The sequence below is a fragment of the Tenacibaculum sp. nBUS_03 genome, assembly GCF_051201695.1.
In the GTDB taxonomy this organism is placed as follows: domain Bacteria; phylum Bacteroidota; class Bacteroidia; order Flavobacteriales; family Flavobacteriaceae; genus Polaribacter.
The window spans coordinates 4,182,316-4,195,823 of the sequence record NZ_CP179214.1; the positions used below are offsets into that span (position 1 = coordinate 4,182,316).

10 protein-coding genes are annotated in these 13,508 nt (G+C 31.9%); 5 read left to right on the plus strand and 5 right to left on the minus strand.

Annotation, left to right across the window (positions count from 1 at the left end):
- Positions 1-2 precede the first annotated feature (2 nt).
- Both coaD and ACMFBB_RS19090 read right to left on the minus strand, forming a co-directional pair.
- Complete coding sequence (gene coaD, locus ACMFBB_RS19085) at positions 3-455, minus strand: pantetheine-phosphate adenylyltransferase (RefSeq protein WP_435262326.1); 453 nt, start codon at positions 453-455, stop codon at positions 3-5.
- 47 nt (positions 456-502) lie between these two features.
- Entirely contained in the window at positions 503-1,483 is a 981-nt protein-coding gene (locus tag ACMFBB_RS19090; RefSeq protein WP_435262327.1) for a D-alanine--D-alanine ligase, read from the minus strand.
- 115 nt (positions 1,484-1,598) lie between these two features.
- Here ACMFBB_RS19090 and ACMFBB_RS19095 point away from each other — a divergent pair, with 115 nt between their 5' ends.
- Both ACMFBB_RS19095 and ACMFBB_RS19100 read left to right on the plus strand, forming a co-directional pair.
- A complete protein-coding gene (locus ACMFBB_RS19095) occupies positions 1,599-2,180 on the plus strand; it encodes a PASTA domain-containing protein (RefSeq protein ID WP_435262328.1) in 582 nt (193 codons plus the stop codon).
- Positions 2,181-2,197: 17 nt separating this feature from the next.
- Positions 2,198-3,238 carry an RluA family pseudouridine synthase gene (locus ACMFBB_RS19100; RefSeq protein ID WP_435264336.1) on the plus strand — a complete coding sequence of 347 codons (1,041 nt, stop codon included), beginning with the start codon at positions 2,198-2,200 and terminating at the stop codon, positions 3,236-3,238.
- A gap of 216 nt (positions 3,239-3,454) precedes the next feature.
- Here ACMFBB_RS19100 and cmk read toward each other — a convergent pair whose 3' ends face one another.
- From cmk to ACMFBB_RS19115, 3 genes are read right to left on the minus strand one after another with little or no spacing between them, the layout of a single operon-like run.
- Positions 3,455-4,144 (minus strand): (d)CMP kinase, encoded by a 690-nt coding sequence (gene cmk / locus ACMFBB_RS19105; RefSeq protein ID WP_435262329.1) that lies wholly within the window; start codon positions 4,142-4,144, stop codon positions 3,455-3,457.
- A 39-nt stretch (positions 4,145-4,183) separates the two neighbouring features.
- Positions 4,184-4,960, minus strand: a complete 777-nt coding sequence (porQ, locus tag ACMFBB_RS19110) for a type IX secretion system protein PorQ (protein WP_435264337.1) — start codon at positions 4,958-4,960, stop codon at positions 4,184-4,186.
- A 1-nt stretch (position 4,961) separates the two neighbouring features.
- Positions 4,962-5,234 (minus strand): hypothetical protein, encoded by a 273-nt coding sequence (locus tag ACMFBB_RS19115; RefSeq protein ID WP_435262330.1) that lies wholly within the window; start codon positions 5,232-5,234, stop codon positions 4,962-4,964.
- A gap of 176 nt (positions 5,235-5,410) precedes the next feature.
- Between ACMFBB_RS19115 and ACMFBB_RS19120 the strand changes: the two genes are divergently transcribed.
- From ACMFBB_RS19120 to ACMFBB_RS19130, 3 genes are read left to right on the plus strand one after another with little or no spacing between them, the layout of a single operon-like run.
- Positions 5,411-7,645, plus strand: a complete 2,235-nt coding sequence (locus tag ACMFBB_RS19120; protein WP_435262331.1) for a gliding motility-associated C-terminal domain-containing protein — start codon at positions 5,411-5,413, stop codon at positions 7,643-7,645.
- A gap of 6 nt (positions 7,646-7,651) precedes the next feature.
- Entirely contained in the window at positions 7,652-9,502 is a 1,851-nt protein-coding gene (locus tag ACMFBB_RS19125) for a PorP/SprF family type IX secretion system membrane protein (protein ID WP_435262332.1), read from the plus strand.
- A gap of 49 nt (positions 9,503-9,551) precedes the next feature.
- Complete coding sequence (locus ACMFBB_RS19130; RefSeq protein ID WP_435262333.1) at positions 9,552-13,493, plus strand: hypothetical protein; 3,942 nt, start codon at positions 9,552-9,554, stop codon at positions 13,491-13,493.
- Positions 13,494-13,508: the final 15 nt, after the last annotated feature.

Below are 13,508 nucleotides of genomic sequence, written 5' to 3' on the forward strand. Positions count from 1 at the left end.
ATTTAAATTTTTACAGCGCCAGGAACTAATCCAGTGTAATCACCTTCATTTCTTATAACATCACGAACAATTGATGATGATATATAGCTTTTTCCGGATGAAGTTAATAAGAAAACAGTCTCGATTTCTGATAGTTTACGGTTAGTGTGCGCTATTGCTTTTTCAAATTCAAAATCAGCAGGATTTCTCAACCCCCTTAAAATGAACTGTGCAGCAACCTCTTTACAAAAATTTACAGTTAAACCACTATATGTAACTACTTTAATTTTAGGTTCATGTTTAAAAGTTTCTTCAATAAAACGTTTACGTTCTTCCAATGAAAACATATACTTTTTATCGGAATTTATACCAATAGCAATAACGAGCTCATCAAATAAGGTAACTCCACGCTCAATAATATCAACATGGCCTAATGTAATAGGATCAAAGGATCCTGGAAAAATAGCTTTCTTCATATGTTTTGTAATTCTTGATTCATCATTTATTAAAAAGTGTGTATATTTTAATCATTATTTAGAGCCATTTCAATAGCATTTTCAAATAATTCTGTTAAAGATATTCCAACCTCATTTGCCTGTTGTGGTAAAATACTAGCCTCTGTTAAACCAGGAACGGTATTCATTTCTAAAAAATGAGGCTCATCATGTACAATGATAAATTCTGAGCGTGAAAAACCACTCATGTTTAATAGATCATATACTTTCTTGGCTATTTCTCGTACCTTACCTTCCTGTTCTTTTGTTAATCTAGCAGGTGTAATTTCTTTTGACTTACCTAAGTATTTTGCTTCATAATCAAAAAAGTCGTTTTCAGAAACTATCTCGGTAATTGGTAAAACAGTAGTTTCTCCTTTATATTGAATGACTCCCACTGAAACTTCAGTTCCATCTAAAAAACTTTCAACTAATATTTCAGAATCTTCTTTGTAAGCTTTTTCTATTGCAGGTGTAAGTGTTTCAATAGTATACACTTTAGAGATCCCATAGCTTGAGCCTGCATTGTTCGGTTTTACAAAACAAGGAAGTCCTACTTTTTGAACAATTTCATCTTTACAAAATTTATCTCCTTTATTAATATATACTGATTTAGCAGTAGGAATCCCATAGTGTTTTACAACACTTAAGCTATCTCTTTTATTGAATGTTAATGCCATTTGATAAAAAGGAGCAGAGGTGTGTTTCATTTTTATAAGATTAAAATAAGCTAAAAGACTACCGTTTTCTCCAGGATTCCCATGTATTGCATTAAAAACACAATCAAAAGTAATTTTAGTAGTATTTTTTGAAAATGAAAAATCATTTTTATCTATAGTGTATTCTGTTTCATCAGTATCTACGACAACCCATTTGTGAGGTAATATATGAACTTTATACGCATTGTATTTTTCTTTATTGAGATGTTTGTAAACAACTGCACCGCTTTGTAAGGATATATTTACCTCTGAGGAATACCCTCCCATAACAATAGCTATATTTTTTTTCATCGATAATCTGAGTTATTTATACAAACTTACCAAAAAAACTCGTTTAAGAGTTGTTGAATTTTAAATTAGTAATAAATTTTACAGTAAATTTGTATCATCTTACAAAAAAATCAATATGAGTAAATTTTCAGAACGTATTAAAGGTTTATTTGGGTTTATAAAAAGTAAAAGCTTTTTTAAGCAATTAGGAATTGCAGTTTTAGGAATTGCGCTTTTAGTATTTTTATTACAGTGGTGGTTAGGGATAACTACTAACCATAATCAAAAAATTGAAGTACCTAATTTAGCTAAGCTATCCTTAACAAATGTTGAAATAAAATTAAATGAGCTTAATTTAGGATATGTAGTTATTGATAGTGCTACTTACAATCCTAATTATCCAAAAAAAGCAGTATTAGAGCAAAATCCTGAAGCTGGTGATTTTGTAAAAGAAGGAAGGAAAATATATTTAACGTTAAATCCTTCAAAATATCGGGATGTTGAAATTCCAGATTTAAATGGACGTACTCGTAGGCAAGCAACAACTCATCTTAGATCTATTGGTTTTAAGGTTGGTAAAGATGTTACTTGGGTTAGAGATTTAGGTAAAGATGTAGTAAGAGGGTTAAAACATAACGGAAATACAATTCTACCAAAAACTAAATTGCCAAAACAATCTACGATAGATTTAATTTTGGGAGACGGTAATGGTAATTAATATTATAGTTTAGATTGATGCAGGAAGACACAACTCCAGAATTAGATAATGACGATTTATACGAGCATTATAGATTTGTAGCAAATGATGGGCAAGTTCCATTGAGGGTAGATAAGTTTTTAATGAATTTTATAGAAAACGCTACACGTAATAAAATTCAACAAGCAGCAAAAGCTGGAAATATTTTAGTAAATGATATTGTTGTTAAATCTAACTATAAGATAAAGCCAAAAGATGTCGTTAGGGTAGTGTTGTCATACCCGCCAGCTGAAAATTTGTTAGTAGCAGAAGATATACCTTTAAATATAGTATATGAAGATGATGAGGTAATTGTAGTAAATAAAGAACCTGGAATGGTTGTTCATCCAGGTCATGGAAATTATTCAGGGACTTTAGTTAATGGGTTAATTCATCATATTGAAAACTTACCAACTAACAGTAGTGAGCGTCCAGGCTTGGTTCACCGAATAGATAAAGATACAAGTGGTTTATTGGTGGTAGCTAAAACGGAGTTTTCTATGACCCATTTATCTAAACAGTTTTTTGATAGGACTACTGAACGTTTATATTATGCTCTAGTTTGGGGTAATATAGAAGAAGATGAAGGTACTATTGAAGGACATATAGGAAGAAGTTTAAAAAACAGATTACAAATGGCTGTATTTCCAGATGGTGAATTTGGGAAGCCTGCAATAACACATTTTAAAGTTTTAGAACGTTTAACTTATGTTACTTTAGTTCAGTGTAAATTAGAAACTGGAAGAACTCACCAAATAAGAGCGCATTTTAAACATATTGGTCATACACTTTTTAACGACGAACGTTATGGAGGTGATAAAGTTTTAAAGGGAACGACATTTACAAAGTATAAACAGTTTGTTGATAATTGTTTTAAAGTGTTACCAAGACAAGCTTTACATGCTAAAACATTAGGATTTACTCATCCGAAAACTGGAGAGTTTTTAAAATTTAATTCTGAAGTGCCTAATGATATAGCTGAATGTTTAGAAAAATGGAGAACATATTCTACTCATACTAAATTTGATGAAGATTTATAAGAACTCTTTTTTTTAATAAGAAATAAAATAGTTGAAAACCAGTTTTTTGTAAAAACTGGTTTTTTTTATAGTGTTGATTATTAGAGGTTCGTGTTTTTGATGACTTCTCTGAGAATCGCGTATTTAGTTTTGATACGTATATATTCTTTAAATAATCAATTCTGATGAATTGATTACTGATAGTTGAAAATGATTAAATAGATTTGTTTTATTGAATTATTCTATAGCTGTATTAACTAAACTCATAATTCTGTTAAATTGATCTTTTAGCCCCATATTTGAGTTGTCAAATTCAATGGCATCATCTGCTACAATTAAAGGAGAATCCTCTCGAGTAGAGTCTATACGATCTCTTTCTTCCACGTTTTGTAAAATTTCCTCGTAGTTTACTTTATCACCTCTATCTAACAATTCTTTATAACGCCTCTTGGCACGCTTGTCAGCAGAAGCAGTCATGAATAATTTTAATTCAGCATTAGGAAAAACAACAGTTCCAATATCACGACCATCCATGACAATACCTTTATTTTTACCCATCTCTTGTTGTTCACTAACTAACTTTTTTCTTACCTCTGAAATAGTAGAGATTTTACTTACAAGTTTTGAAACTTCAAGACTTCTTATTTCTTTTTCAACGTTCTTTTTATTTAAAAACATTTCAGCAAAACCAATTTCTTCATTAAAGCTAAAAGAAAGTGAGATATTGCTTAAGTCGTTTATTAATTCACTAGCGTTAAAATGTGCTTCAGAAATATAATTTTTTTGCATAGCGTATAAAGTAACTGCTCTATACATAGCACCAGTATCAACGTAAATATAGCCTAATTGTTTTGCTAATTGTTTTGCAATGGTGCTTTTTCCTGTAGATGAAAATCCATCGATAGCTATGGTGATTTTTTTTGTCATAGTAAAGAATATAAGAGTAACAAAGATACGTCAGATATTCTAATATCGTGTAGGGTTTTTTCCTTTTAAACGTTTGTCTAAATCAATCTGTAAGCTAAAAGTACTTAGATTTGAAGCTGAATGAAACTTAGAATAGGCATAGTTAAACTTTAGTTTATTCATTTTTAACCCAAAGCCAAAAGATAAGCCACCAAATGAACGTACATTTTGTAATTGAAGTTCTTTGCTTCTTCTAAAATTATATCCCAAACGAATGTTTATAGCACTATCAGGAAATAATTCAGCGCCTACAATTACATGTCTAAAAGCGTTGTCTAAAAAAGAAATATTTTCTTGTGTTGTGTTTCCTTCTAAATCAGTAGTTTGATTGGTTGGATTGGCAACACCAACCTTACATTTTTGAAGGTTTTCTAATGTTAAGTACCATCGTAAAGGTACTTTTTCTAATTTATAAGAAGCTCCTAAAATTATTTCAAAAGGAAGTTTTTCACGAGTACCATTAAAAGATGTTATTTGTGTACCTATATTTCGTGCAACTAATGCAATGATAAAAGGATTATTAGCACTGTAATAGGTAATTCCAAAATCAACAGCAATACCACTTGAAGAAAAAGAATCTATAGAGGAGTAAATTAATTTTAGATTAGCCCCGTAATAAAAGTCACTTCTTGGGATGTTTTTAGCGTAGCCTACAGAAATAGCAAAATCATTGGCGCTAAAAGATCCTAATTCATTACCTTCTTCATCAGCTCTAATTAATTCGCCATAATTAATGTACTTGATATTTCCATGAAGTGTTTCAAAATGTTTATTAATTTCATAGGCATAAGAGACAGAATCCTATATTTATTCCAGTTAAATAACTAGTATAGTTTACTGAGAGTTGTTTATGAAGCCTATTGCTAATAGTAGCAGGATTCCAACTAGGTTGATTTACGTCATCAATAAATGTTAAAGTTTTCCCTCCTAATGCTACTTGGCGAGCAAAAGTAGGGGTGTTTAGAAAGCTATAGGTGTTTTCACCACCGGTTTGCGATTGTAAGAAATTACTAGATAGTAGTAATAAAAAAAGATAAATTGATTTATTCACAAGCAAATATAAACGTTACTACAAAAAACGTAAAAAATATTTATTATTTCATGGCTATAATATCTTTTCTTGTAAAAGTGATTTATATTTTTTAACTTCACAAGGTGTTAAATTTATTTTTTTGATTGTTTTTATCAAAAAATGTTTAAATTTGGCATCCCCTAAATATCCCTTAAATGAGTGAAAAGATAGCTAAAAGCGTAAAAATACTTTTAGTAATATGGCTGTTATTTCAGACCTTGGGCTTGTTCTCACAAGCTCTATTGTCACCTGAATTTATATTCAGTAGTGCTTGTGGTGATGAAGTAAATAAGTCTCATGATATAACTTTTAAGATAGCTCCAGGTACTCTTTTTAATTCTGACAATCAATTTTTCGTTCAAATGTCTGATGATAATGGAGTTTTTCCTTCCAATACAACAGAAAATAGGGTTTCTGCGGCGATTGTTGGTAAAAATGAAACTTTTCAAGATATTTCTGCTTCATTTCAATTACCTGATAATACTTTTGGAACAGGTTATAAGATAAGAATGGTTGCTACATCACCAGTTGCTACTGGGCCAGAATCTATCGTTTTTAGTGCTTATGATATGGTGAAGAGTATCTTATGGATAAATGATAATAAATCAACTGATTTTATTTGTGGATCTGGCTCGTTAGTATTAAAATTGAATACAGATAAAGAAGGAGTTTACCAATGGTTTAGAAATAGAACTATTTCAGTGGGTACTACTACTGATCCTGAGATAACTGTAAATGAACCCGGTACTTATGAGGCGAGGATTGATTATGGAGAGTGTGGGGTAGTGAACTCAATTTTAATTAACGTTGTTCGCATAAGTACCTCAGATGCCCAGATAAAAGGAAGTTCCCCTGTTGAAATTTGTGCAGATGAAACGCATACTTTTGAAGCAACAACAAATAATACAGCTCTTACTTATCGGTGGTATAAAGATGATGAGCTAGTGTTGTCCTCTAATTCAAATACTTACACTACACCTAATACAGGTCAATTTGGAATTTACAGACTAGAGATTGAAGCGAACGGTTGTATTTCAAATTCTCAAGAGGTTGAATTAAAACAAAAAACGGAAGCAACATTTACGGTAAATATAGAAGGAACTCAAAAAACGGTATGGCTGCCAAATGAGACAAGGCTTTTGAAGATTGAAATAGTTCCATCATCAACGCCAGTAACAGTTCAATGGTTTAAAGTTGGTGATCCAAATCCTTTGCCAGGTAAGAGTGGGCTTGAAATAAATGCAACTGAAGCTGGTGTTTATTATGCAGTAGCAACTGATAGCTCAGGAAGTTGCCCTTTTTCTGTCGAGTCTGATAAATTTACTTTGTTAGCTACTAAATCTATTAATACTGTAATAAAATCAGGCGATGATTATGTGTCGTGTGATAGTGACAAAACCTTGCTAACAGTAGCAAGCATAAAAGCTACAGGATCTGATGATCTTGAATATGATTTGTCACCAGAACAGATAGCAATTTTAAATTACCAATGGTATAAAGATGCTATTATACAACCTGGTAAAACATTAAACGAATATGAAGTGGACTCTTATTTAGATAATGGAGAGTTTGAGTTAGAGGTAAGTTCAGGGCTAGCACTTAGTAATAAGTCAAACAAATTAGATGTTAACTTAACAATTGCGACTCCGGATATAGCTTCTACTTCTTCATCAAATGCATTATGTGATGGAGAAACAATAACATTAACAGTTTCTGATATTGTAACCGGATTTACTTATAAATGGTTTAAAGATTCTGTAGAGTTAACAGTTACTGATCCTAAAACGTTAGAAATTTCTGAAACAGGAGAGTATAAATTACAAATTTCAGGCTTTGACTGTGTAAAGGATGTAACACCAATAAATATAATTCCTTTTGATGATTCTGCAGTGCTACTATACGATAGCACAGGAAATGAAATAGGTCCCTCTGGTAAAGTAGTGTTATTATCAGGGCAACCTACTACGATAAGAGGAGAAGGAGGGAATACGTATCAGTGGGAAGATAGTGATGGGAATCCATTGTCGTCAACAAATATTGTTAGTGTAACAGAAGCAGGTTTTTATACATTAATAGCAACTGTTGATAGGTGTGAGGTAAGAAAAACAGTAGAGGTAGTTGAACAAGATGATCAAATAATAGTACCCAATGTTGTGTCGCCAAACACTGTTGATGGTATTAATGATACTTGGAAACTATCAAATAGATATGCATTTCAACCTTCTGTAACTGTAACTATTTATAGTTCCGATGGTAAGGAAGTATTAATGACAAAGGAATATAAAAATGATTGGCCCTCTGAAGATTTAGGGAATCAACGAATTTTTTATTATAAAATAACTAGAGAAGACAAACTTGTTAAAGCGGGTAGTATCTCAGTTTTAGATTAAAAGTGTATGATTAAAAGAAATACTATTTATATAATAATGTTTATTAGCTCATGTGTGTTTTCGCAAGTGTCTAATAACGCTGAAATATACAATAGTTTTACTTCTCGAAGTTTCATGAAGTTTAATCGTTTTTTAACGGTGCCAACTTTTTCTGCATTAAGAGAAAATAAAACTTCAATGAGTGCTATTGTTAGAAATAGTAACGTATCATTTGAAGATAACCCAAAATTATATTTGTTGAGTTATTCTGGGAAAATGAGGGAGAATGTAGGAGGTGGATTAGCTGTTTATCAGCAAGAAGTAGGAGTTTTTAAAGATTTTGGAGCTATTGCAAATTATGCACAAAGAATTCAAATGAATGAAAATTTAGATTTAACATTTGGATTTAATGTGTTGTACAGTAGAAGGAGTGCTGATGGGTTAAAAGTGAACTCTCAAGTACCTGATCCTGCAGTGAGCAATTTTCAAGATATTCCAATAGTGAATTTTCAGCCAGCAGTAACAGTATCGTTTGGAAAGTTTGATGTTGGTGTGTTTTTTGAAAATTTATTAGATTTTAATTTAAAAAGTAATGAATTAGCTACTTCATTTTCAGAAAAAACATTTTCTGGTCATGCAATGTATTCTCATGAGTTTACTTATGCTAGTGGAATTTTTGAAGGAGCTGATTTACGAGTATTAGCCTTAGCAAGAAAACCAGGTAATGGTTCTTTTGGTTTTGGAGGAAATGTAATTCTTGATTTACCTAAAATGGGCTGGTTAAAAGTAGGGTATGATAAGCAATATGGTATATCAGCTGGTGCTGGTGTTAATTTATCAGATAAGTTAGCCATAGGGTTTTCGTACGAAAAAGGAGATTTTGCTGCTACTAATGAAGTAGGTATTATTTATAATTTTGGAGAAAAGAAATTTAGCAGAAGAAGACCTACAAGAAGAACAGGTAGTGTTAGTATTAAATTACCTAAAAGAAAACCTAAGCAAGAATACAAGAATGAGGAACATAATGATTTGTCGGATGAAATTCAAGAAGCATATGATTCTATCAGTATTTTAAATAAAAAAGTAGATGAAATTTTAAGAATACTTAATAATAAACCCAAAATTGTTGAAGTAATTAGAAAAGAAAATACGACCAAAGATTCAATAGCTTCTGTTTCTGATGACGAAAAAGATACTTCCTTAAAAAGAAGAACAAATACCCCTTGGAGAGAAAAAACAATAACTCGATCGGGCGGCGGCGGAACCATGTATTATGTAGTAACTGATAGATACAAAAAGAAAGAGAATGCTGAAGCATACATAAAAGAAAAGAAGAAAATTTTTGAAAAGGCTGATTTAGAGATTAAATATATTTTTGATCCTAAAACAAAATACTATTTTATGTATATAGATAGGTTTGTTAAGAAGGAAGATGCAGAAGAAAAAACTGAGGAATTTAAAGATAATACTCTTTTTGAGAGTAATGACAAAGGTGAATTGGCAGGTCTAGGCAAAAAGAAAGCGAAAGAAGTTGTATATGTATGGAAAATTACGCTTGGTGATGATGCAGAACTAGAGAGTTACAAAGAGCCTAAATCAAGACCAAAAGCAAGAGTTTTAAGAATGAAAAAAATAGGCGATTTAGAAGAAGGATTCTATTTACAAATAGGAGTTTTTTCTAAAAAAGCATTTGCTGATAGGTTTGTAGATGAGTTACGTAGTGATAATATAGATGCAAATTATTTTGTAAACCCAACAACAGGGTACAGACATGTATATATATTAAAAACAAGTAGTAGAAGTGAAGTGATTAAATTATATGAAAATAATTTAAATGGTTCTTTTTATGACCCAATATCTATCATAAATATTAAATAAAATAAATATAACACAGTATTAGCTAAATATTAAATTCTCCCCTGAATCCATGAAAAAAATAGCATTAATATTAATAGCTTTAATAGGCATTAGCACTAGTTCGTATTCTCAAGATAAGAATGCAAAAAGAGTTAGAAACTACATAGAAAATAATAAGAGGAAAGTAATACTAAAAGAAAGTGCTGTTAAGCTTAGGCCTGACAGAGCGTTTTCACAAAGGTTAGCCCCTGGAGGTATTAATGTTAGAGGTAACATGACTTTTGTAGCCAATAGTATTGTAAACCGTGAGTATGCCACAACTTACACAAGGAGCTCTGGAAGAATTTGGATTTGGAATGCTACTTGTCGTTTTTGGTATAGAGATTATACTTATACCGTTTCTGGGAATAGTTTAAATGCTAATGATAGTTTTCCTGATACACAAACTTTATATGCATTAACTTCTACAGATAGTTGTGGAATTAATTACTATTCTGATATTAATAGTTTAAACAATGGACAGCAAAATATGCAATACATTGATATTGACGATGCTGATGGTATTACAGGAAGTGGATCTACTTTTTCATCTAGTAAATCAACATTGGCTTTACCAAATTGTTCAAAAGTCGTGTATGCTGGATTATATTGGGCTGCAATTTATCCTTATGAAACGTGGGAAGGGCAGGAAGTTAGAGATAGTAATTTTAATACAATTAAGTTTAAGTTACCTGAAGGGAATTACGAAAACATAACAGGAGAAGTAATTTATGATGATGGTTCAGCAACTCAAAAACCTTACGTTTGTTATAAAAATATTACAACAGAAGTAGCCGCACAAACAAATGCTAATGGGGAATATTATGCTGCAGACATAAAAGCAGTTACTGGTAATGACTCTAATGGATTAGGTGGAGCAGGAGGATGGACAATGGTTGTTATTTATGAAAATCAAAATGAGTCTAGCAAAAATATTTCTATTTTCGATGGTTTTGTTACCATCGATGGATCAACAAATGTAGATGTAACTTATAGTGGTTTTACAACAATCCCTGCTGGCCCTGTAAGAGCTGAATTTATTGTAGGAACTTTAGAAGGTGATGGAGGACTTGGAGGAGACCGGTTTCAAATTATGGATAATTCCACTCCCACCCCTGTTCCTGTTGATATTTCTAATGCTGTAAATCCAGTAGATAATTTTTTTAATGGTAGTATCTCCAGAAATGGAACCCTTACAACTACTAGAACACCTGCGAGTGCAAATACCTTAGGGTTTGATGTAGATATTTTAAGTATATCAAATCCAAGTAATAGTATTATAGGAAATGGAGATACATCAGCAGATGTTCGGTTTACAACCAGTAGAGATGTGTACTGGCCTTTTTTGAATGCGATGTCTATAGAAATCATTCAGCCAGAAATTCAAATGGTTAAAAGGGTAGAGGATGCATTGGGAAATGATATTGCTGGTACTTCATTGGCATTAGGTGCTGAACTATGGTATGATGTGAGCTTTCAAAATGTAGGAACAGATAATGCACTAAACACTGTATTTGTTGATGAATTACCAAAAAACGTTGACTTAATTGAAACCGATATTATTTTACCATCTGGTATTGATCGTAATGACCCATCTCAATTTCAATATGAACCACCTTCATCTGGAAACGGATTCAGAGGAAAAATAACCATTAATATACCAGATGATATGGTAGAAGAAGGTGGATTAGAATATCATATTCGATTTAAAGTCCAAGTAGTTACGGATTGTAATCAATTAAGAGATGTTTGTTCAAACCGTATAGAAAATCAAGCATATGTTAATTATGAAGGTGATAGAGGAGGAGCACCAAGAAAAACTGTTAAAAGTTATGCTAGTTTTGATGCATGTAGTTTTGGGGTTGTAGGAACTTCTAACTTTCTAGTAGATACTAGTGGATGTAAATATGAAAGAAATGAAATATTATGTGGTGCTAACTTAACATTAACAGCAGGTAGTGGTTTTGCTGCTTATGAGTGGAGCGATGCTTCAGGTATAATTGGAAGTACTCAATCTATTGTTGTAACAACACCAGGGGTTTATACTGTTAAAACAACGGCTACAGCTGGTTGTATTGATACAACTGAAATTATTACTGTAATTCCTTATACCTCTGAACCAAACCCATTAATTCCTTTTGCCGACAGAATGTTAACTTGTACTAATAAAGATATTGATTTAGCTGAAATATTTTTATGTGGTGCAAGTGGTTCAAGAGATATTAATTTACCATTTGACCCTGCTTCTGGAACAACGGTTCAATGGTCTAAATTAGATGAAACTTCATGTTCAGATGTTACAGCAGCTGGCTGTCCAAATGAACAAAGTGGTTGTATTTGGAATCCAATTGGTACAGCATTTACTCAAAATATATCTGATGAGGGAGAGTATAAAGTTGACGTATTGTATGATGGAAGATGTCTTACAACGTATTATTTTAACGTATTTAAATCAATATTAACCCCAGATATTATTAAGAAAGACATAACATGTGGAAATGATGGTCAAATAATAATAAATGGTATACCAGCGGGTTATCAGTATCGACTAACAGGACCTTCAGGTTATGATGTAGGATTTCAAAATTCAAATACGTTTTCAGCGCTTACAAATCCGGGTGATTATAATTTACAAATCCGTATTAACAATCCTACAGCAGCTTCATGTACCTATGATTTTGGACCAATTAATATTCAAGATAATGATATAGATATTGATTTAATTCCAACACATATAGTATGTTCAGGAGATATTGGTAAAATTAGAATTCAAGTAAATAATGTACCTGGGGATTATACGTATACTTTATTACAAGGAGGTGTTGTTGTTGGTACTCCGCAAGGCCCAATTAGTACTAATGACTATACATTTGATGTTTCAACTGGGGGTACATATGAAGTTAGAGTTACTACAGATGATTGTTCAATAACAGAAAATGTTATAATTAATCAGGCTACTGATTTAACACTGACAGCAGCAACCACAAAAAATATTTCCTGTACAAGCGGTTCTTCTGATGGAATTATTACTTTAACAGGAAATGGAGGAACGTTAACTTCAGGAAGTCAATATAATTATGCAGTTTGGACAGATAAAGGAACAGATTTATATACTGCAATTTCTGATATTCCTGCTTCAGCTTATTTTACATCAAATACTTATACTGTAACCAACGGTGACGAAGGAACTTATAGATTTGTGATAATTGATAGCAATAATTGTTATACTATTTCTAATCCTGTAACTGTTTCTGTCGAAACTCCTTTAACGTTTAATCATAGTTCAACTGATATTTCTTGTACAGGTCAGGTTGACGGTTCAATTAACGTTTCGGTTAATGGTAGTAATCAAGGATATTTAGTTGAGTATAGTATTGACGGAGGTGTAAATTGGGATGTTTCTGGTAATTTTCCAGGGTTAGCTGTGAATACATATACCATAGATATTAGAGCATCCAAGCCTTCTTACTTATGTACTTATTCAATTACTAATATTCAAATTCAAGATAAAGCACCTATTGTAAGTTCAGCTAGTTTAACACAAGATTTTACGTGTACTACTTTGGGGCAAATAACTTTTACAGCTGCAACTGGTGGAACACTTGATTATAGTTACGGTATAAATGGTGTTTATAATTCTGATTTAGAATATAATAACTTACCTGTAGGTACTTATGCTTTAACGGTTCGTGATTCAGAAAATTGTGAAGTAACATTACCTAGTATAGAAATTAAACCTTTACCCGTTATACCTAACATTCCAAGTTCAATTACTTATAATTGTGATGGAAATGGTAATATTACATTAACCCCCCCTTCAACACCTGCTTTAACTTATAGTTATAGCTTAGACGGAGGAATTCCACAACCAGGTAATGTTTTCAATAGTGTAGGAGCACGGACCACACACAATTACTGTAACTGCACCGCGTGCTTGCCCACGAAATTTTCTAGTAAATGTAGCACCGAATGAAGAATTTAGAGGAAA

Bases quoted from the DNA above. Each gene is read 5' to 3' on its own strand.
- ACMFBB_RS19130 (WP_435262333.1), top strand. From the start codon at position 9,552: ATGAAAAAAATAGCATTAATATTAATAGCTTTAATAGGCATTAGCACT.
- ACMFBB_RS19125 (WP_435262332.1), top strand. From the start codon at position 7,652: ATGATTAAAAGAAATACTATTTATATAATAATGTTTATTAGCTCATGT.
- ACMFBB_RS19095 (WP_435262328.1), top strand. From the start codon at position 1,599: ATGAGTAAATTTTCAGAACGTATTAAAGGTTTATTTGGGTTTATAAAA.
- ACMFBB_RS19120 (WP_435262331.1), top strand. From the start codon at position 5,411: ATGAGTGAAAAGATAGCTAAAAGCGTAAAAATACTTTTAGTAATATGG.
- coaD (WP_435262326.1), bottom strand. From the start codon at position 455: ATGAAGAAAGCTATTTTTCCAGGATCCTTTGATCCTATTACATTAGGC.
- cmk (WP_435262329.1), bottom strand. From the start codon at position 4,144: ATGACAAAAAAAATCACCATAGCTATCGATGGATTTTCATCTACAGGA.
- ACMFBB_RS19100 (WP_435264336.1), top strand. From the start codon at position 2,198: ATGCAGGAAGACACAACTCCAGAATTAGATAATGACGATTTATACGAG.
- ACMFBB_RS19090 (WP_435262327.1), bottom strand. From the start codon at position 1,483: ATGAAAAAAAATATAGCTATTGTTATGGGAGGGTATTCCTCAGAGGTA.